This window comes from Pseudoalteromonas carrageenovora IAM 12662 (genome assembly GCF_900239935.1).
GTDB lineage: Bacteria > Pseudomonadota > Gammaproteobacteria > Enterobacterales > Alteromonadaceae > Pseudoalteromonas > Pseudoalteromonas carrageenovora.
Map to the genome: position 1 here is coordinate 147,160 of NZ_LT965929.1, position 20,670 is coordinate 167,829.

19 protein-coding genes are annotated in these 20,670 nt (G+C 40.4%); 10 read left to right on the forward strand and 9 right to left on the reverse strand.

The window, feature by feature from the left end:
- Positions 1 to 2: 2 nt before the first annotated feature.
- Complete coding sequence (gene eat, locus ALFOR1_RS17015) at positions 3 to 1,406, forward strand: ethanolamine permease (RefSeq protein ID WP_104643781.1); 1,404 nt, start codon at positions 3 to 5, stop codon at positions 1,404 to 1,406.
- A 177-nt stretch (positions 1,407 to 1,583) separates the two neighbouring features.
- Here the strand turns inward: eat and ALFOR1_RS17020 are convergent, their stop codons facing one another.
- Both ALFOR1_RS17020 and ALFOR1_RS17025 read right to left on the reverse strand, forming a co-directional pair.
- The gene (locus tag ALFOR1_RS17020) at positions 1,584 to 3,083 is read right to left on the reverse strand and encodes a phospholipase effector Tle1 domain-containing protein (protein WP_104643782.1); all 1,500 of its coding nucleotides are present in this window, start codon (positions 3,081 to 3,083) and stop codon (positions 1,584 to 1,586) included.
- Between the two features lie 99 nt (positions 3,084 to 3,182).
- Positions 3,183 to 4,487: an NAD(P)/FAD-dependent oxidoreductase gene (locus ALFOR1_RS17025; protein WP_058550489.1), complete on the reverse strand. Its 1,305-nt coding sequence runs from the start codon at positions 4,485 to 4,487 to the stop codon at positions 3,183 to 3,185.
- A gap of 244 nt (positions 4,488 to 4,731) precedes the next feature.
- Between ALFOR1_RS17025 and ALFOR1_RS17030 the strand changes: the two genes are divergently transcribed.
- On the forward strand, positions 4,732 to 6,660 hold the full coding sequence (locus ALFOR1_RS17030; protein WP_104643783.1) for a RecQ family ATP-dependent DNA helicase: 1,929 nt from the start codon (positions 4,732 to 4,734) through the stop codon (positions 6,658 to 6,660).
- 45 nt (positions 6,661 to 6,705) lie between these two features.
- Positions 6,706 to 7,014, forward strand: coding sequence for a YkgJ family cysteine cluster protein (locus tag ALFOR1_RS17035; RefSeq protein ID WP_004586962.1), 309 nt, complete (start codon positions 6,706 to 6,708; stop codon positions 7,012 to 7,014).
- 36 nt (positions 7,015 to 7,050) lie between these two features.
- Here the strand turns inward: ALFOR1_RS17035 and ALFOR1_RS17040 are convergent, their stop codons facing one another.
- The gene (locus ALFOR1_RS17040; protein ID WP_104643784.1) at positions 7,051 to 8,415 is read right to left on the reverse strand and encodes a TrkH family potassium uptake protein; all 1,365 of its coding nucleotides are present in this window, start codon (positions 8,413 to 8,415) and stop codon (positions 7,051 to 7,053) included.
- Positions 8,416 to 8,417: 2 nt separating this feature from the next.
- A complete protein-coding gene (locus ALFOR1_RS17045) occupies positions 8,418 to 9,071 on the reverse strand; it encodes a potassium channel family protein (RefSeq protein ID WP_104643785.1) in 654 nt (217 codons plus the stop codon).
- Positions 9,072 to 9,352: 281 nt separating this feature from the next.
- On the opposite strand from ALFOR1_RS17045, the gene ALFOR1_RS17050 reads away from it, so the two are divergent.
- Complete coding sequence (locus ALFOR1_RS17050) at positions 9,353 to 10,678, forward strand: DUF4118 domain-containing protein (protein ID WP_104643786.1); 1,326 nt, start codon at positions 9,353 to 9,355, stop codon at positions 10,676 to 10,678.
- Positions 10,671 to 11,339, forward strand: a complete 669-nt coding sequence (locus ALFOR1_RS17055) for a response regulator (protein ID WP_008130878.1) — start codon at positions 10,671 to 10,673, stop codon at positions 11,337 to 11,339. Before ALFOR1_RS17050 ends, ALFOR1_RS17055 begins: the two co-directional genes overlap by 8 nt.
- A gap of 154 nt (positions 11,340 to 11,493) precedes the next feature.
- Here the strand turns inward: ALFOR1_RS17055 and ALFOR1_RS17060 are convergent, their stop codons facing one another.
- The 3 genes from ALFOR1_RS17060 to ALFOR1_RS17070 all read right to left on the reverse strand — a co-directional run bounded on the left by ALFOR1_RS17060 (position 11,494) and on the right by ALFOR1_RS17070 (position 13,853).
- A complete protein-coding gene (locus ALFOR1_RS17060; RefSeq protein WP_104643787.1) occupies positions 11,494 to 12,111 on the reverse strand; it encodes a glutathione S-transferase family protein in 618 nt (205 codons plus the stop codon).
- A 49-nt stretch (positions 12,112 to 12,160) separates the two neighbouring features.
- Entirely contained in the window at positions 12,161 to 13,189 is a 1,029-nt protein-coding gene (locus tag ALFOR1_RS17065) for an NADP-dependent oxidoreductase (RefSeq protein WP_104643788.1), read from the reverse strand.
- 175 nt (positions 13,190 to 13,364) lie between these two features.
- Positions 13,365 to 13,853 carry a GNAT family N-acetyltransferase gene (locus ALFOR1_RS17070; RefSeq protein ID WP_104643789.1) on the reverse strand — a complete coding sequence of 163 codons (489 nt, stop codon included), beginning with the start codon at positions 13,851 to 13,853 and terminating at the stop codon, positions 13,365 to 13,367.
- Between the two features lie 147 nt (positions 13,854 to 14,000).
- Between ALFOR1_RS17070 and ALFOR1_RS17075 the strand changes: the two genes are divergently transcribed.
- A complete protein-coding gene (locus tag ALFOR1_RS17075) occupies positions 14,001 to 15,206 on the forward strand; it encodes an anhydro-N-acetylmuramic acid kinase (RefSeq protein WP_104643790.1) in 1,206 nt (401 codons plus the stop codon).
- A 27-nt stretch (positions 15,207 to 15,233) separates the two neighbouring features.
- Here ALFOR1_RS17075 and ALFOR1_RS17080 read toward each other — a convergent pair whose 3' ends face one another.
- On the reverse strand, positions 15,234 to 15,719 hold the full coding sequence (locus tag ALFOR1_RS17080) for a hypothetical protein (protein WP_173827079.1): 486 nt from the start codon (positions 15,717 to 15,719) through the stop codon (positions 15,234 to 15,236).
- Between the two features lie 680 nt (positions 15,720 to 16,399).
- Here ALFOR1_RS17080 and ALFOR1_RS17085 point away from each other — a divergent pair.
- Positions 16,400 to 16,753 (forward strand): hypothetical protein, encoded by a 354-nt coding sequence (locus tag ALFOR1_RS17085; protein WP_104643792.1) that lies wholly within the window; start codon positions 16,400 to 16,402, stop codon positions 16,751 to 16,753.
- 81 nt (positions 16,754 to 16,834) lie between these two features.
- Positions 16,835 to 17,200 carry a hypothetical protein gene (locus ALFOR1_RS17090; protein ID WP_104643793.1) on the forward strand — a complete coding sequence of 122 codons (366 nt, stop codon included), beginning with the start codon at positions 16,835 to 16,837 and terminating at the stop codon, positions 17,198 to 17,200.
- A gap of 432 nt (positions 17,201 to 17,632) precedes the next feature.
- On the opposite strand, the gene ALFOR1_RS17095 is transcribed toward ALFOR1_RS17090, so the two are convergent.
- Positions 17,633 to 18,787 carry an IS110 family RNA-guided transposase gene (locus tag ALFOR1_RS17095; protein WP_104642378.1) on the reverse strand — a complete coding sequence of 385 codons (1,155 nt, stop codon included), beginning with the start codon at positions 18,785 to 18,787 and terminating at the stop codon, positions 17,633 to 17,635.
- 144 nt (positions 18,788 to 18,931) lie between these two features.
- Here ALFOR1_RS17095 and ALFOR1_RS17100 point away from each other — a divergent pair, with 144 nt between their 5' ends.
- Complete coding sequence (locus ALFOR1_RS17100) at positions 18,932 to 19,207, forward strand: hypothetical protein (protein ID WP_104643794.1); 276 nt, start codon at positions 18,932 to 18,934, stop codon at positions 19,205 to 19,207.
- A 142-nt stretch (positions 19,208 to 19,349) separates the two neighbouring features.
- Positions 19,350 to 19,727 carry a hypothetical protein gene (locus ALFOR1_RS17105; RefSeq protein ID WP_104643795.1) on the forward strand — a complete coding sequence of 126 codons (378 nt, stop codon included), beginning with the start codon at positions 19,350 to 19,352 and terminating at the stop codon, positions 19,725 to 19,727.
- Positions 19,728 to 20,670 lie beyond the last annotated feature (943 nt).

Here is a 20,670-nt window from a genome sequence, read left to right on the forward strand (position 1 = left end):
AAATGTCTAATAACAATAAAGAGTATCTTGCACAAAGGCAGTTAAAAGGCGGCACCGCTGGCTGGCTATTACTTGCTGGTTTAGGTGTGTCGTATGTAATATCGGGAGATTTTGCTGGTTGGAACTTTGGTATAGCAGAAGCCGGATGGGGCGGCTTTGCAATTGCTGCCGTGTTAATGGCAATAATGTATTTAACGCTTGTGTTATCGCTTGCTGAAATGTCGGCTGCTATTCCTGCAGCCGGTGGTGGTTATAGTTTTGCGCGTCAAGCAATGGGGCCTGCTGGGGGATATTTAACGGGTCTTGCGGTATTAATTGAATACGCACTAGCACCCGCCGCTATTGTTATATTTATTGGCTCAGCAGTTGAAGCTTTAACGGGTTTTAATGGCCCGTGGGTATATGCACTGTTTTATTTAGCGTTTGTGGGTATTCACTTAGCGGGTGTTGGCGAAGCCTTAAAAGTGATGATGGTGATCAGTGGCTTAGCAGTATTGGCTATTATTGCAACGGCTGTTGTGCTTGTTGCTAACTTTGACGCCTCAAACTTATTTGATGTAGCAGTAACCGACGCCGCAGGTGCAAGCGACTTTTTACCGCTTGGTTGGTATGGCGTGTGGGCTGCATTACCATTTGCTATGTGGCTATTTTTAGCTGTTGAAGGTGTGCCGTTGGCAGCCGAAGAAGCTAAAGACCCTGCCAAAGATGTACCTAAAGGCATTATTGGGGCTATGTTATTTTTACTGTTTACGGCATTACTGGTTGTTGTGTTGGTGCCTGGTGCTGGTGGTGCACAAGCTATGGGTTCAAGCGCTGTGCCGCTAGTAGATGCGCTTAATGTAACGGGTAATACAAGTTTAGCAACAGCCGTAAATATTTTAGGATTAGCAGGTTTGGTTGCATCGTTTTTCTCAATTATTTATGGCTATAGTCGCTTAGTATTTGCACTTTCGCGTGCAGGCTATTTGCCGCGTTCGTTATCAATTACCACAGAGCGTAAAGTACCAGCGCGTGCGCTAATTGTACCTGCCATATTTGGTTTTGTTGTATCACTTAGCGGTGAGGGTGATTTAATACTGGCCATGGCGGTAGTAGGTGCAACGGTATCGTATGCATTAATGGCGCTTAGCCATATTATGTTACGTATAAAGCAACCCGATTTAGTACGCCCTTATAAAACACCGGGCGGTATGATTACATCTGGCGTTGCATTGGTGTTATCGCTAATAGCATTAACGGGTGTATATGCGTTCGACCCTCGTGCATTTTTATACACCGTAGTGCTATTTTTTATTGGCGCAGCTTATTACTTTGGCTATAGCGCAAAGCATTTAGTTGCTAAAAGTGCAGATGAAGAGTTTGCAATGCTTGCCGACGCTGAAGCGGATTTAGCAGCTTCAAACTAAGTGGGTTAACGACGATATTTATAGGCAATACGAGCTATCGCTCGTCACGCCAGCAAGCTGCGCGTCTACAGGTAATTTAACCGTTGTGTTAATTTTGGCGATAGGCGCAGAGTTTACTGGTGTGAGATACAAAGCATCTAATTACTTAATTATATAACTTAAAAGTAGCACTATCACTTACCCTAAACGTGTTACTTTTACTTTTATTTTACCTGCATTAGCGCCATAAAAGCGGCTTAAGTCGTTGGCAAATGGGCAAAACTCGCCCGACTTAGCTATTTTTATATCACCGCCACCAGCAATTTCAAACAGGTGTTCATCGTCTTGATTTATTGCACCTATTAAAGAAAACCATTGTGCGTGAGGAAGCCGCCTAAATGGCTCAAGTAATGCCATGGGTATTTCTTTTACACCTAACTGCACATTATCTCGATGCCAACCTAAAGAAGTGCACTTTATGCCATCATCGTACCAAAACTGGTCTGGGTAGGGTGTAAATCGATACGTAGCTCCTTGTTCGAGCATTAAGCCTGTGGTGTTGTATTGCTCTGAGGCAAATACCATTACATCTTGGCTTTGGTTAATACTAAGCACGCTCATATTTTGGTTTGCGAGTGCAATATGTGGGCTTAGCCCTACAAAGCTTAATGTTGTGCCATCGTTATAACTAATTTTGTAATGACGTTTTTTAAGAGACTCAGGGCGATAACTGGTGAGCTTATTTATACGCGCAGCCACACTTTGGTGAACTAATGGCTCAAGTTTGCTTGCTTCATTATCAATAAGTACATAGCACTCCCTATCAACCAATTTAAAAAAGGGGTTAAACCAAAAGTAATTTTGTTGATGGCTTAAAGCAAGTGGGTCGGGTATGACTGTTACATCATCTTGATCTACTAAATTACTCTCTGGCAGTAAGGCGTTGTAGTCAATGTCGTGACTCGTTAATAGCGATATATTAAGTGGCTGCTCAATTAACCACTCTAGTGCGTAACGCAAGCAAATATCAGCAAGGCCATCGCGATAATAACCACCACCAATGTCGGAGTGTGCACCTGCAAACCAAAGTTCGGTAATATTATTTTGATGGTTCATTAAGGTGGGTTCAAACGCACGGCGTTTTTCATCAAGGGCAACGCAGTGCAGCGCCTGTGAAATATTATTAGCAATAGTGTGGTTTTCAAAAATAACGTGTTCAGCGCCGCGAGTTGCTTTACTTACTTTTGATAAACCAATAGAGGCCACGGTATCAAACACACATATATAAACGTTATTACTAATTAAAGGCTCTAGAATTTTTGCAAAACGCCTGGCAAGTGCGCCGCCTCGGCTAAAACCACTAAGGAGTAGGGTATCGCCCATTTGGTAATGTGTTTTAAAATCACTCATAGCCTGATTTAAAATACTGGCAACATCGTCACCGCGCGGTGCTAAGGTTTGGTTTAAAATACGTTTTAAGCGGCTGCCTTTAGTGCCAATACCTTGGTAATAAAAACTAAGCTGATTTGTAAATGGAGTAGTGGGGGAGTCATCAAGCTTGCCGCCTAATAACAAGTGCAGCTTAAGAATATTAGAAATACTACTGTCTTCTTTAAAATGGTCTGAGCTAAATTGCTCTGCGTCGCGGGGCTCGCCCCCTGTACCATCAAAATTAAAAATCAGCGTTTTACCCGTCATAGCGTCATTCCTTCAGTAGATTTTGGTAAAAATACACATCCAATGTTAAATATTAAAGACAGCAGCGATAAATAATTATTATCGCTGCTTACTCTATTTTTAATGCAATTTCATTTTAGGGCGTACTACGCGTAGTACTTTTTCGCTTATCCATAATGCAAAGGTTTTTGCGCTGCCGTGTATGGCGCGCTGGTGCATGCGATACAGTGATATATACATAAAGCGAGCAATTTTACCTTCTATAAAAAAGGTGTTGCTGGTTAAGTTACCCATTAAATTACCTACTGTGCTGTAGCGCGATAAGTTAACGAGTGAGCCATGGTCGCTATATTTAAAGCCGCATAGTGGCTGTTGTTTTAAAGTGGCAATGAGGTTTTTTTCTACGCATAGTGCCATTTGATGAGCCGATTGTGCGCGTGGCGGTACAAGTTTTCCGTCTTCTTGGGTGAAGGCGCAACAATCGCCAAGTACAAAAATGCTCTCATCTACGGTGCTTTGTAAAAACTCGTTAACCTTAATTTGGTTGCTACGGGTAAGATCAAAAACACCTAAGTCTTTAATAAAATCTGGCGCTTTTACGCCTGCGGCCCATACCATTATATCGGCATCTATGTGTTCTTCATCTTTTGTTATAAAACCTTGCTCGGTGGCTTCTTTTACCTGTGTTTGCTCTCGCACGTTTACACCCAATTTTAACAGCTCACGTTTAGCGCTTACGGCAATTCGCTCGGGCAGGGCGGGTAAAATACGAGGGCCCGCTTCAATTAGGTGTATATGTAAACGCTTAGACGACATGTTTGTAAGGCCGTAAAGTTTAAGTAATTCAGATACATGGTACAGCTCAGCTGAAAGCTCAACGCCGGTTGCGCCGCCGCCTACAATGGCAATATTTAACGATTGCTGTTGGTTATCGTCTTGGTGTAGGCGGGTAAAGCTGTCGAGCAGTGAATGCTGAAAACGCTCTGCTTGCTGGTTTGAGTCTAAAAAGTAGCAATGATCTTTTATGCCTGGCGTATTAAAGTCGTTACTTACACTGCCTATGGCAATAACAAGGTGATCGTAGCGTACGGTGCGCTTTGGTAAAATGGTGTGGCCTAGCTCATCGAGGTGCGGCGCAAGGGTGATAGTTTTATTGCTTTGATCAATATTACAAAACGTACCAAGCTGAAAATTATAATGGTGTTTTGCAGCGTGGGCTGAATACACAACGCCATCTAAATCGGGGTCAATAGAGCCTGTCGCTACTTCGTGAAGTAACGGCTTCCATATGTGAGTACGGTTTTTGTCTATTAGTAGAATTTCTGCTTGTTTTTTCTTTCCTAGTTTATGCCCTAATTGTGTTGCTAGCTCTAATCCACCAGCGCCACCGCCAATAACGACGATTTTAGGTTTAGTAATACTCATAACGTTGCCCTCAAAAAATAATATACCCAAATAATCTGTATTATTTTTAGTATTTTGAGGTCACTTGGGTATAGAAAAAGTTATTTTTGGCAAACGCGACTATTTATTTTTGCGCTATTAGTTTGCGCCTAAATAAAGGATATGTCAGCAAAAAATGCTGAATAAAGGCATATAAGTTATACTCACTTTCTTATCGTTTAGCTGTGCAGTTAAATTGCTGTTAAAAACACCGAAAAGGACATTTATGACCACGCCATTAATTCAATCACTTGAGCAACATTTTGGTTTTAGCCAATTTAGAACAGGGCAACAGCAAACCATTGAGCAGCTTTTAAATGGGCAATCGTCACTGGCTATATTCCCTACGGGGTCGGGTAAGTCGTTGTGTTATCAGCTAACGGCTATGCATTTACCAAACTTAACCTTGGTGGTATCGCCTTTACTTGCATTGATGAAAGATCAAATTAGCTTTTTAAATAGCAAAGGTATTTACGCGGCAAGCCTTGATTCGAGCCAAGACCAAATGCAAAGCAGCACCGTAATGAACGATGTGCGAAATGGTAAAATTAAAGTGTTAATGGTGTCGGTTGAGCGTTTTAAAAACGAGCGTTTTAGAGAGTTTATAAGCCAAGTTGCGCTGTCTATGCTGGTGGTAGACGAAGCGCATTGTATATCTGAATGGGGTCATAACTTTAGACCCGATTACCTTAAATTACCGCGATACCGCGAAGAGCTAAATATTCCACTGGTACTATTACTCACCGCCACAGCCACTAAAAAAGTAAAACGCGACATGAGCGAGCGTTTTAATATTGCCCCAGAGTGTATTGTACAAACCGGCTTTTACCGCGCTAACCTCGATTTAAGCGTGCTAAGTGTAAAAACGGCTGATAAAAACACTGAGCTTACAAACATAGTGCGTGCGCAAAATGGCCCAGGTATTGTGTATGTAACCCTTCAGCAAAGTGCTGAGCAAGTGGCTAATACGCTAAGTGCGCAAGGTATTCAGGCGGTTGCGTATCATGCGGGGCTTGAAGATACACTTAGGTGGCAAATTCAAGATGATTTTATGGCGTGTAAAATTAACGTTGTTGTGGCAACTATAGCCTTTGGTATGGGCGTTGATAAATCAGATATTCGCTTTGTTATTCATTACGATTTACCAAAATCAATTGAAAACTACAGCCAAGAAATTGGCCGCGCAGGGCGCGATGGCAACCCATCAAACTGCTACACCTTGGCTAATTTAGATGGCCTAAACACAGTAGAAAACTTTGTGTACGGCGATACTCCCGAGCTTAGCGGCATTGAATACGTAATTAACGATATTAAAGCCCAGCCGCAGCAATGGGAAATGCAAGAGTACAGCCTTTCAAGCGAAAGTAATATTCGCCAATTAGCGCTTAAAACCTTGCTGGTACAACTCGAAATGCAAGGCGCAATAACGCCGCAGTACGCCTATTACGCCGATTTTAAATACAAGTTTTTGGTAGATAAAAACGAGCTACTTAGCCAGTTTGACGAGCAGCGCCAAGCCTTTTTAACACAAATATTTAGCCACACCGATTTTAAAAAAATATGGGGCACGCTTAATTTCGACACCCTTACCCAAGCCGCGCAAGTTGACCGTAAACGCGTAGTGGCCGCGCTTGACTACCTAGCCGAAAAAAACCTAATAACCCTTGAAACCAAACGTATTACCCAAGTTTACAAAGTGCATAGTGAGGTTATAAATAACCCTGAACTTGCAAAGCAATTACACAGTTATTTTATCGAAAAAGAACAAGCCGAGATTAAACGTATAGCTGCATTGGTGCGCTTTTTTGAATTACAAAGCTGCTTAAGCTATAACTTAGCGCGCTACTTTGACGACCAAAACGCGCCAGCGCAATGCGGGCATTGTAGTGTATGCCGTGGTAATGCTGTTAAGCTTGAATATTCAATAGAGCCTGCTCACATTGCCGATGACGTTGTTTATCAAAAAGTGGATGAGTTTTTAGCGCACATGGCAACAAAAGGTATTCACAGTGTAGGTATTGAAACTCAGTGCCGCTTTTTAGCGGGCATGAGTGTACCGTTATTTGCACGTAATAAAGTGCGCCAACTCAGCGGCTTTGCGCTTTGCGAGCAGATGCGTTATAGCGATATAAAAGCAAAACTACTAGCGCGTTAAATTAGTTACTGTATCCTAGTGGCTTATTCAAAAAAGTAAGTCACTATGCCTAATACTGTTATTCCAAGTAAAACTATTTCCTCTACACCTGAGCCCGTAACCTGCGCTAATTGCCAGGCATGTTGCTGCCAATTAGAAGTGCGTATAGTGACCGACACCGGCGTGCCTTTTCAGTACATTGATTACGACAAATGGGGCAGCGAAGTAATGAAACGCGCAGACGACGGCTGGTGTCAAGCACTCGACCGCAATACCCTAATGTGTACCATTTACGAAAACCGCCCACTTACGTGCCGCGAGTTTGAAATGGCCTCAAACGAGTGTATTACAGAGCGCGAAATAGCGGGTATTTAAAAATACGGACTAACTAATAAACCCGCATTTGTGTTTTTAACCAATAGAGAGTTGTGCGCTTGGGTATCTTAGTTTTTTACTTCGTGGACTTGCTAAAAAGTAGGCGAGAGTGAGCGGGCCTATTCTGCCCATAAACATTAAAAACATAATGATAAACTCCCCCAGCGGTGATAACGATGACGTTAAACCGCGTGAAAGTCCTACCGTACCCAGTGCCGATACCGCTTCAAAAGCAATATCTAAAAAAGGTGCATCTTCAACGACCAGTAATGTAAAAATAGCCAACCAAGTGACTCCCGCTGAAATAACGGTTAAGGCTAATGCTTTATACACTGAATATTTGTCTATTTCTCGGCGTAACACGGTGACGCCCTTGTCACGCCTTAAGTAGCTATAGGTTGCTAATATTAAAACGATAAACGTAACGACCTTTATGCCACTTGCAGTACTCAAAGACCCGCCACCGATAAACATAAGCATCATAGTTAAAGCGGTACTGGCATTTTTTAACTCTTCAATAGCAATGGTATTAAACCCCGCAGTACGAGGGGTAACGGCTTGAAACCAAGCTGCTAGCCATTTACCTATTTCAGATAACGGCTGCAGTGTTTTTGGGTTATCGTATTCAATTACGTAAATAAGCAACAATGCAATAACGTTAATAATAACAGTGCTGATCAGCATTAATTTACTGTAGGGACTGAGCTTAGCCCAACGCTTTGATTTATATAAATCGGTTAATACGGTAAAGCCTAGGCCGCCAATAATAAACAAATAGGTAATTGTTAAATTTACAACGGGGTCTTCTACATATTGCATTAAGCTATTGGGGCTCAATGCAAACCCTGCGTTGTTAAAAGCGCTAATAGTATAAAAAAGTGCATGGAAAAAGCTTTTTTGTAAACCCATTTCGGGTAGCCAATACAGCGTTAAAATAATAATGCCTACAGATTCAACGATTAGCGCAAATAGCAAAACAGACTTAGCGGTATTTACCAAAGTCGATGTATCTGTTTGATTAAAGGCTGCTTTGGTCACTGTTTTTTGAATAAAGCCAACTTTATTACCCAGCGCCATTAAAGTTACAACCGCAAAGGTCATTAAACCCAGACCACCTAGTTGAATTAATAGCGCAATAACGCCTTGTCCAAAAGGAGTAAATACTGAACCAGTATCAACTACAACTAATCCGGTTACAGTCACCGCGGAGGTTGCTGTAAACGCACTTTGTATCCATGAAATAGGCGCATAGGTTGCAAAAGGTAGTTTTAACGCCAGGGCCCCTAGCGTTATTAATATTAAAAAACTACAGCAGAGAACAAGCGGTGGAGCCGCATTGAGTTTTTTATGCCCATTGGCTTTTCGATCTATAGGTGTTTTGAGAGGGTGCCATAAAACCATAATTATAAAAGCCTTGGTGCAAGATAGTTTAGTTCGACTCGGCTACCTGATAACAGTAAAGTGTCGTAGGTAAGTAACTCAAAGTCGTCATCAAGTTTGACAAACGTTTGCTTTGCGCGCTTGACCAATAATGGGTTTACAGTACCTTTTATTTCTTTAAGTAAATGCCCTAGTTTTGTTTTATGTAAGTGCGCTTTTATACTTACTTCAACAACGTATAAGCCATTGCCTAAGGAAATATAGTCGTTTACTACAGGGTAATTAAGCGCTTGTGCAACGCGCACGCCCATTTCTTCTTCAGGATGAATAATGCGTGTTACACCTAGCTTAGAAATAATTGTGTGATGGGCTTTGGTGCTCGCTTTTACCCATATTTGCTTAACAGCTAGGTTTTTTAATGCAAGGGTGCACAGAATGCTCGATTGCATGTCTTCTCCAATCGCCACTAAAACTGCCTGACTGCTCGCTAAATCAAGCTCTTTAAGTGCGGCTTCATCAGTGGAGTCGCAAACAACGGTTTCTGATAAATGCTCAACATATTTTTCAGCTAGTTTAGGGTTACTATCAACCCCAGTGACTGTATGCCCTAAATGAATTAACTCAAGGCTTGCTGCAATGCCAAATCGACCCAATCCGATCACTGTAAAATGTGCCATGTTGATACCTAAATTAAAGTTAAAAGAGAGAAGTGGTAAAGTTCATTTGGTCAATAAACAGTTAATACATAGGCTGTAAGCATCACTATTTTTATCCAACCCAACATACGTATTACTCCTTCTGCTGAAGTTAGAATATGAGTTATTAAAGTAACAATGTAGGTAGGCGTTAAAAGCTTTATAAAGATTTAACGAATTAGATAAAAAACTTTATAAAAACTTTATAGAGGCAATCTCGAAAAGGCAGTAGTCTAGGTGCTCAAATGTTAGAGGAAAAATTAATGAATCAGGCTGAGGCTAAACCACGTTGGTATAAAGCATTGTTTTTGTCGGTAATAATGCCATTAATTGTGGTTTTTGCCATTTACCCTGTACGTAACTGGTTTACTACCACCGATATCGTGATGCTTCAGTTATTATGGGTGACTTGGGTTGCTGTGCGCAGTAATCGCCGTCTTGCCATACTAACCACCTTGGTGAGTGTGGCGTGTACAGATTGGTTTTTTGTTGCCCCTAATTTTACTTTTCATATTGAAAACATAGAATATTTAGTAACCTTTATGGTTATGCTGATTGTTGGCTTTGTGATCAGCCAATTGGCAGGGGAGCTCAGTACTAAAGTTAGGGATGTGCAATTACATGCGAGTAATAGTCGCACCTTGTACGAACTGGCCAAAGACTTAAACAGTCTAGATACGCTGGATGAACAAAAAAAGTACTTTGTAGAGCGCATCAGTAAGCATTTAAACGCATCTTGTACATTTATACCTGCAACATCGCAGGGCAATAGTGAGTTTATATTGCTTAGTGAAGTTAACCCTAGCTGGGGCGGGTTTAATTTTACTAAACGGTTAACGCAAGGGCAAAAATCCTTTGCTGACACCGCTATTTCGCTTCTTTATCAGGTACATGAAAAAACGTTATTACGCCAACAGTCGGCTGCTATTTCGGTGCAAGCGGAATTAGAGCGCGCTAAAAATGCACTTTTACGCAGTTTGTCTCACGATTTACGCACACCACTGGCGACTATTATGGGCGCATCGAGCATGCTTGCAGATGATGAGATTACCCTCAGTGACATCGTGATAAAAGAACAAGCGAGTAATATTTATGAGCAAAGTAAAATACTAAATGAGCACTTTGATAAAGTAATGGAGTTAAGCCGAGTTAATAAAATGGGTGAAAACCTAAGTTGGCAAACAATAAACTTACAAGCACTACTTAGTGAAGCTAAAGCTAGAAGGCAGCAGCAACTCACTGATTTTGTCATAAATACCAATATAGACGCTCAAACAACATGCGAAGGGGATGTGGCTTTGTTAGAAATTGCGCTGGCTAATATGCTCGAAAATGCATGGCGTTATGGTGATAAAAAGGTGAGCGTTGAATTTACTCGAAGTAGCAATCAGCAAAAGATATGTTATCAGCTAATTCTCACTAATAACGTGATCACTAAAGCGCAAACAAGTAGCAATGAAGGCGTTGGGTTAGGCAGCATTATTTGTGATGTGGTTGCTAAATTTCATCAGGGCACATTTACATTAACAATTAATAACGAAACAAATATGGCGTACGCAAAGTTAATCTGGGAAAAAAGTAATGACTAAAATCTTGATATTAGAAGATTCTCCCCCCCTTCAAAGCTTTTTAAAAACTTTGTTGCAAGCCAGTGGCTACGAGCTAAGTATTTGTGATAAAGGGTTAGATGGCTTTGCACGTTTAAGTGAGCAAAGTTACGATCTTGTATTGTTAGACTTGGGCCTTTTAGACATGGATGGTCAAGACTGGTTAATTGAGTTTAGACAATGGAGTGCCTTACCTGTTTTAGTACTCTCAGCTCGAGATGGCGAAGTTGAAAAAGTCACAGCGCTTGATAATGGGGCAAATGACTATATTACTAAACCGTTTAGCGCGAATGAGTTGCTAGCCCGAATTCGGGTTTTATTACGCACCCAAAGCCAACCGAGTGTGGCATTTACCTGCGGGAATATAAAAATAGATCCGCAAAAGCACAGTGTTACTGCTTCTGGAGGTGAGGTAAAACTCACTAAAAAAGAGTACGCAATACTCTTATTGCTGTTTCAAAATAAAAATAAAGTACTCACCCATAATGCAATCTTAAGCCATATCTGGGGGGCGCAGTATGTAGAGCGTCCTGAATACGTGAGAGTCCATGTGGCACAGCTCAGACAAAAACTAGAGGCTAACCCTGCGAGTCCAAAATATATTTTAACTGAACCGGCCGTGGGTTATCGATTGGTTGACTAAAAATGAGAACTTTAGAGTTTTACTCTACAGCACAATGATCCAGATAAATTATTTTTAATTGAATTTTAATACGCTTGAGCAAATTAGTGTAAATAAAACAGAGCAGCAAAAATGTTTGCTATGACTGTGTTTCCACAGTCATAGGCGTATAAAATTAGTCGTATTTAGCTTCTAGCTCATTAGCCGTATGAAACTTCTCGTGGCTTTGTAATTGCTCATCGTACTTTACAAGGTGTTTAAAGTGCGCAAGTTGGCCTGAGTTTTTAACTATTTCTACAATAAACGACATCATAATGTCGGCACCAGTAAGGGTGTCGCCTACTAAATAGCGCTTACCTTGTAGTCGGTCATTAAAATAGCTAATTACTTTAACGGTTTCTGCGTCGGCATAATTTTCTAAAAACTCTGTTTTAGCGCCATCTTTTAAAACAAACATTTTAAGTAATAGTGGTAAAATAGCTGAGCTTTCAGCAAAGTGTAGCCATTGTTGATATTCAACATATTCAGCGGTGCCTGCTTTTGGCGCAAATTTTCCGTTACCGTATTTAGTAATTAGGTAGTCGGTAATAGCGCCAGATTCGGTAACAATTAAGCCATCGTCTTCAATCACTGGTGACTTACCTAATTGGTGTACTTTTTTAAGTTCGTCAGGCGCTAAAAAAGTTTCTGTATTGCGTTGGTAGGCAACAATTTCGTAATCAACATCTAGCTCTTCTAAAAGCCAAAGAATACGTTTTGAGCGCGATTTATTTAAATGGTGTAGTTTAATCATGTCAGTCCTTGTTGGCGTTACAGCATAGGCTGTAACGCCTTAATATTTATTAAAGTGGTTCGTTAATTTTAACCACTGTTTTACCAAAGTTTTTGCCGCAAATCATATCGTTAAATGCGCTTACAGTGTTTTCAATACCTTCAACCATGTGCTCGCGGTATTGAACTTTGCCTTCTTTAAGCCATTTTTGCATGTCTTGTGCAAATTCGTCGTAGCGGTGGCCGTAGTCGTCAAAAATTATAAAGCCTTGCATTTTAATACGTTTAGTAAGCAACTGCCCCATTAGCATACCCATACGATCAGGGCCTTCAGGTAAGCTTGTAGAATTGTATTGCGATACTAAACCACACAGTGGCACACGGGCAGCGGTATTAAGTAGAGGCAATACGGCATCAAACACTTTACCGCCCACATTTTCGTAATAAACATCTATGCCGTTATCACAGGCTTTTTCTAGCTGCTCTGCAAAGTCATCGGCTTTGTGATCAATACAGGCATCAAAGCCCAGCTTTTCAACAGCATGTGTACATTTTTCGCTGCCACCAGCAACCCCCACTACTTTACAGCCTTTGAGTTTAGCTATTTGGCCAACGGTTGCGCCAACCGGCCCTGTTGCTGCAGCTACTACAACGGTTTCGCCTTCTTTAGGTGCGCCAATATCTAGTAAGCCCATGTAGGCTGTAAAGCCAGGCATACCTAAAATACCCAGTGCGTACGATGGGTTTTCTGGCTCTTTACCTAATTGCATTAAGCCTTCGCCATTACTAATGGCGTAACTTTGCCAACCGGTGTAGGCAAGTACCCATTCGCCTTCGCTGAATTTATCGTTTTTAGACTCTTCTACTTGGCATACGGTAGCGCCTACCATTACATCGCCCACATTAACCGGATCGGCGTACGACTTTGCATCGCTCATGCGGCCACGCATGTATGGGTCAAGTGATAGGTATATGGTGCGCAGCAGCACCTCGCCATCTTTAAGCGCTGGTAAATCTACTGTTTTAAGGTCAAAGTTTTCATCGGTAGGGGCTCCGTGCGGGCGTGATGCTAAAGTAAGTTGACGACTAGTTGCAGACATAAAAATCTCCTCTTAAGAGTGAATTTACTTAGCGAATGTTTACGCGTTTAAAACCAGGTTGAGCCTAAACAATAATGCGCGCTAAGTAGTGTGAATATATATTTGTACCTTAATACACGAGCTTTGGGCGCGAGGCTGGTAATTCAAGCTTTGCAAAGTATTTATTCTAAACGGTTTATTTTAGCTTGCTAAAAATATGGCTATCGTAAAACACACCATTTTTATAAATGGCCTGTTTGAGAACGGCTTCAGCTTTAAAGCCGCATTTAGTGAGTGCCTTTATAGAGCCAGTATTACCAGCAAATACAGCGCCAAAAATACGGTTTAGGTTTGAGCTTTTAAATGCGTCATCGCAAATTTTTGTAATAGCGTGTGTCATTATACCTTGCCCCCAAAAGTGGCTATTAAGCCAATAGCCTATTTCGCCACTGCGGCTATATTCAAATTCTCCGGGCGTTATACCTATACACCCTGCAAATTGCTCATTTACAATAATTGCTTTAATAATCCCACTTTTAGAGCCTTGGTTTATCCACCAGTCGGCGTCGGCTTGAGTATACGGAAATGGAATTTTAGACGATAAAAAGCGCGTAACCTGTTCATCGTTTAAGGTATTAATAATGTGTGGCGCGTCTGTTGGTTTAAAGTCTCTTAGGGTGATCATTGTTTTAATTAAGTGTCTGTTGCATACGGGTCAACTTAGCAAGCAATTATAGATTGCACAATCACAAAGATTAACCGCTTACGCCTATAACTTTGTTTTAAAGTACTCTAATATAAGCAAAATATGATACCTGTTTAAGATACCTTTATGCACCCACACATAGCCGCCCTTTATAATAGTGCCCAAAAACCAAGCCGTTTAATTATAGGTTTAATGAGTGGTACCTCGTTAGATGGGCTCGATGTAGCACTGTGTAAGGTAACGGGCGCAGGTATAAATACGCAAATTGAAGTGCTGAACTTTACCACCGTTGACTATAACAACGAGTATAAAAGTAAAATAAAGCAGGTATTTGCCAAACGAGAGTGTGATTTAGAACTTATTACCTTACTGCATCCATGGGTGGGTAAACTCCATGGCGATATGGTTAATCAGTGCTTACATACTTGGCAGGTGAATCCAGCAAGTATTGATGTAATAGCCAGTCACGGGCAAACAATTTACCACTGCCCACAGTCGCAGCATAATCATAAAAGCTTTACTAATGGCACATTACAAATTGGCGACAGCGACCAAATAGCCGTTACTACCGGCATTACAACGATTGGTGACTTTAGGCAAAAACACATAGCCGCAGGAGGGGAAGGTGCACCGCTTGCGGTATATGGCGATTACTTATTTTTTGCAAACCACAATGAGAACCGCATTTTATTAAACATGGGTGGTATTGCTAATTTAACGTTTTTACCTAAAAGCGGTGATGCAAATAGCGTATTTAGTAGCGACATAGGCCCAGGTAACACCATTATGGATGCGTACATACAGCAGCATTTTGAAGGCATGCACTTTGATGATGGCGCTAAAATAGCAAAAGCGGGCAAGGTAAATACAGCCTTATTAAATGCAATGTGTAGCAACACTTTTTTTGAGCTTGCGCTGCCTAAAACAACGGGGCCTGAAGTATTTAATTTAGCGTATTTGCATGCTGCTCAGCTGCAAACAAATACACAGCACTTAAGCCATGAAGATGTAATGGCAACTTTAAATATGTTTAGCGCAAGGGTAATTGCAAATGCGTTAAACGAATGCGCGCAAAGTGCTAAAGAGTGTGTGGTGTACGCAAGTGGTGGCGGTATTCATAACCCATTATTAATGGCGCACCTTAATGCGCTGTGCCCGACAATTAAAGCGTTTGAAAATACTGATGATTTAGGCATAAACCCCGATGCCAAAGAAGCCGTACTATTTGCCATTTTAGCCAACGAATGCCTAGCAGGTGAGCAGCAGCACCTAAATAATACTGCGCAGGGTATTGCTGGGGTCACTATGGGTAAAGTGAGCTTTGCTGATTAAGGTTTTATGAGTTTGTATACCAACACATTAAAAAAACGAAAATAAACTTGAGCTCATATTACGAAAGTATTTTTTAACGCCATGGGGCTTAGCTTGGCTTTTAAGGGCTTGCTGATTTTTATAACCAGCCTCAAACGCATTTACTTGCATATCAAACTGTAAACTATTTTTTAAAGTGGCATTTAAGCCATGCAGCATCAATTGCATTACTAAGCAGTGGCTTTGGGTAATTTTACTTAATGTTAAATACACATAACCACGCTCTAAATCGGCGTTAGTGAGTGTTTTTTCACTAAAGTATTGCGCATCACGCGCATTGGGATACGTTGCGCTCAGCGAAATAATATCGTTTTCGTGGGCGTCGTCGGGCAATACGCATTGCAGCGTAATTTCATGCATAGCACTGGCTTGCAAGGTTAATTGCTCGTATTCCATTGTATGACCCATCGCCGCAGAGAGAGGATCTTCAAAAGACTGTAACGCAAATGTGAGTTGCGTCATTGGTGTGCTCATTTACTTCAACTTCTAGATTATAAAAAATACAGTTCGAGTTTAAATTATCACCTATTTTGATTGCAGTTTTATGACAAATTGCACTTAATCGGATAATCGCTGTATTTTGATCAAAAAAGATCGCTATATGTTCTTTCTCATTCAACTTTGGAATAGTTTGTCACACATCTGGAATAAAGAGCCATATGTGGCAAGGCTTGTAGCGATGGTATTGCTGTTCCTTATTTGGGTTTTCTCATAGGGTTTTCTTCATAGGGAATAGAATTTGGTTTTTGGCTTAAACTAATCAAAGCATTAAATAAAGATCCTAAATTAATATTCCATACTTTATTTTTTTTGATTTAATACGGTATGCATTGCGGTTGAATGTTGTAGCACATATTAAAAGAGTTCCCCACAAGCTAAGCTATCTTAGGTTAAAAATGTAGTAAGGCGTTTATGAGCAATAACAGGTCATTGATATTGGCTAAATATGATTAGTTAAACTGCTCTTTGCGCATATATTCATGAAAATAAGCGCTACGCGCAAATTGGATTATTTAACTCTACCTAAAAACTTTAGAAAACTTAGTGTTAGTAATACCTTAGGTAATTTGTTAAAACTATATAAAGTAGATAAATGAGCGCTAAGTCGCTAGAAATATGCGCGACGAGCGTACTATTAAATTGTTAGGTTGCAAATGAAATATATCGTCTTCTTGTTAATTTTATGGGCGGGATTAGTAGAGTCAAAAACTATAATAACTCCTCCCCCAGATGGCTTGACTCATTTTGGATTATTTGATGCCAATGCTGAATTTGAAAAAAAGGCATTTGATGCGGCTAAGGAATACCTTAAAAGCAAAAACGAGGATTTGAATAATTACTATCTAGCTGAGAATAAATTGGATATAAAAACCGGATTGTATCGTTTTCATATCAAACACATTTCAACATATCGAAGAAGCAAAGCAGTGTTTGATGAATCGTATAAAAATGGGGTTATGTACTATGATGGCAAAAGAGATGAAATTGTTAAATTTCACCGTAAATAGCAACCTAACAAGCCAAGTCAGCGGGAATTTTACTCGCTGCACAACGCTCATAAAATCCCCTGCTTGGGGCGTTAGGCACTTATGAGACATCCCGCTAGAGAAGCCATTAATAAATTCAATAAGCTTTTGAATCTACATGAAGATCCGCTCATGCAGGATTGGGAAGTTGAATGTGCGGATGCCTTGCGTATTGAAGAGTTTATAAATTGTTATAGAACTTCTGCTAGCACGGATGATGAACGCTTCACATTGATGGCTCTAATTTTGGGTAGCTTTGAAGAGTATCATGGGCTGGAGACTCCAAAACCAGAGGTGTGGGAAAAGATTAGATATATACTTTCGACAGAGTCAAAATTGCACGAGGATCATATAGAATACTATAGCTGTTTAGAAACTGAAGTTCCGGAAGAGTGGTTTCCAATAACACCGTTTATTCGAGCGGTATAGTACGTGCGCAATAATTGCCTAACAAACACAGTCAGTGCGACATTTATTCCGGCGCTTTTTTTATGCCGGCCGCTACGCTGGCATAAAAAAACACCTACATAAATGCGCCTGCTGTGGGCGTTGGTATGACTCCCACTGTCAAGTTAAACGCACTGATCCCTGCCTAACTTTTTTAAGTCATAATTACTTTAGCTCGAATTAGAGCGAGTTAATACATAAGATGAAGCAAGTAATTTCGTCGGTTATCTTGCTGATATTCGTTGGTTATTACTATTTCTAGCAACAGAGCAGACCTTACTTATTCCGTCGTGGCACCTGTCTTCAGTCTATGTTCGTGGTTCAATGCAGCGTTAGCTGCATTGCCATCCTAACGCCGTCGGTGGTTGTGCCACACCCGATGCTTGATCCCATGCATTAACTCTAATTCGTTTATCATGCGGGTACTCTTGCCAATCTAAGTTTTGCGTTCACTGGCGTAAGTACCACTTCTTTTGCAATGGCCCATATGTACGCAATCATTTCTCGGGCAATTGCGGTGACAACAAGGTTGTAGTGTTTCCCTTTGGCTATCATTTTTTTATAGCGCTTGCAGAGCCTAAGTTGTGCTTTCCACGCAATATCAATAATGTCCTTTGGTAAACCTTCTTGTCGTTTTTGCATATCTGTCGATATATTTGCCGCATACCGATAAGTGTGTGCACCTTCAACGAGAAGGCGTCTTGCTCGGCCGTTTCCGCATTTTGTGATAGCGCCAATATGGCGTTTGCCACCACTCGAGTGTTCACTGGGTACAAGACCGAGATAACTCATTAATTTACGGGGATGGTCGAAGCGCGATAAATCACCAAGCTCAGCTACAACGCCGGTGGCGACCAACAAGCGAACACCTCGCATTGCTTGTATTGCTTTAACAACGGGATAATAACGCCATTGATGGACGTGATGTGTTAGTTCATTGTCTAGTCTTTCAAGTCGGCTTATTCGCTCGGTAATTGTTTGTAAAAACTCCTGTAAGACAATGTGCTGCGCGGGATGTGGCAGCACAAGCTCAGTGAGCCAACGTAAATGTTTTTGTGACCAATTTGCGGTGCCTTTGTAATTAATATTATTGCGAAGCATCAACGCTTTTAATTGATATTTAGCATCTTTTAAATCTTCCATGGCTATTTCGCGTGCGCGAGATAAATCGCGTACGGCTTCATCTTCAGGCTCGGGAACATAGATAGGTGTTAAATCTTCAGATTTAAGTAATTTAGCGAGCTTAAGGGCATCACGTTTATCGGTTTTAATCTTCTCGCCTGGTTTTTTAGGAATAAGAGACGGGGCAACCACATAACAGCAATGGCCAAGGCTTGTGATTAATCTGTAAATCCAATAACCACAAGGGCCTGCTTCATAAACAAAGTGTAGCGTTGCGCCAGGGTATTTAGATTCAAACTGACGAACAAGCTTTTGAACGGCCACTTTGGAAGAAGAAAATCGACCAAGGTGAACAGGTTGAGAGCCTCTATGTTCTTCAATATAGGCGACTTCATTGAATTCTTTATGTGTATCAAGTCCGATAAAAAGTATGCTATGTTTGTTCATGTTAGCCTCTGCTGTTTAGTTAATTGACAAACTAATTATGGCTCTGGCTTTGAATTAAGCTAACCCACGAAAAGCGGAGGCTAACACCGTGTGGGAGTCATTATGTCTATGTATCTGTTGTTTCTAAGTAGAAAGGTTTAACTAATGATTTATATTGATGGTGGGAGTCTTTGGAGTTTGTGTAAAAACGATAGTGATTATTTTATACAACAATTGAGTGGAAGTATGCATTCTGAAACGACTGCTACTTATAAGTTAACGAAGCAAGAAGTAAATGATTATCTATCTCAAGGAGCTGAGTCTTTATCAGAAACGATAAATTTCTTCCGGAATGTTGGCAATTATTCAGCTCGTTCAAACGAAAGGTATACTCATAAAGAGGCTTCTACCGAGATATGGGAAAGTATTAAAAATCGATAACTATATTTTGCCCAGGAAATACATAAAAAGGCATTTAAACGAAACTAAAACAGTGGGTTACGTTTCACTTCGCTACACATTCTAACCCACTATTTTAGTCCGTTTAATGCGGCGTTAGGTAACAAATCAGGTGTATAGACTCATGGATAGAGTAGTAATTTTCGTTTTGTGTTTCAGCCTATTTATAGGTGGTGCAACTCACATATTTGATAATTTATATTATGGATTCTTGCCTTATAAATTTGCTCCTGAATGGGTTAATATTTATTGGACAGCGTTGGCTGTTATAGATATTGTGGCTGTTTACTTGTTAGTTAAATGGCGTAACGCTGGTTTGGTGTTAACACTGGTTATAATGCTTAGCGACGTAGCAATTAATTCTGTTGCTTTTTATTCATTAAACGTTCTTTCGGATAGTTCTGCTTTACAACTTCAAACATTGTTTCTAGGTTTCTGTATTGGTTCTTCTATTTGGTTATGGCAGTCAAAAAGTAAGGCTAACGTGGTAAATGTTACCTAACAAACAATTAAACAAGGACAAAAATAGTTGGTTTTGCTCCCTCGTCGCTTATTTTAACCAACCATTTTTTGCCTGTTAACAGGGTGTTGTATTCAAGGAGGTTTCAGCTGAGAGTCAAGGCTAGCAAAAAGTTAAAAGCTGAAATGTTCAAAAGAGTTTTGATCGCTTTAGTACTTTTTGTAATCGGAGTTTATATTCTAGGTTCACCTGATGGAGTTTGCTTTGAGATATTATCTCGCGATCTCTGTAATTCCGAAGAGAAGGCTGTAGTTTTTCATTGGATACTGTTTTTTGATTCTCTTTTGCTCGCATATGTTATGTTCCCCTTTTTTCATTTAGGCGCTATGAAATTCATTATTAAAGCAAAGAATACTAACAAGAAAATCAACAAGGACTAAAAACAGTGGGCTTTTGCTCCTACGTCGCCTATTTTAGCCAACAATTTTTGGGTCAAAGGAGTCAAATTTTGACTTTATACTTAGAGGTTTACCAGTGCCTGCTGATGTCGCACTAGCGAAGTTTGCCAGAGTACGCCTATCAAGTTAACTATATCCTTAAACCTTTACTGTACTTGAGTGGCTAGCAACGTACGGGTGATCCCTTCCAACGTTAATTGAGAAATAAGCTTAATTCCAGCATTGAATGGGAAATAATTCCAAATTCCTATTGGAAATTTACTTATCAAAGCCTCGCCTTATATAAAGCCTTGTTCCAAGCTTGAATGGTTTGTCACACGTCTGGAATAAAGAGCCCTATGTGGCAAAGCTTGTAGTAATGGTATTGCTGTTCCTTATTTGGGTTTTTCTCATAAGGTTTGGAATTTAGTTTTAGGCTTAAACTGATTAAAACACCAAATAAAGATCCTAAATTAATATTCCATACTGTATTTTTCTTGATTTAATACGGTATGGATAGCGTTTATTGTTTAAACTCGTATTAAAAG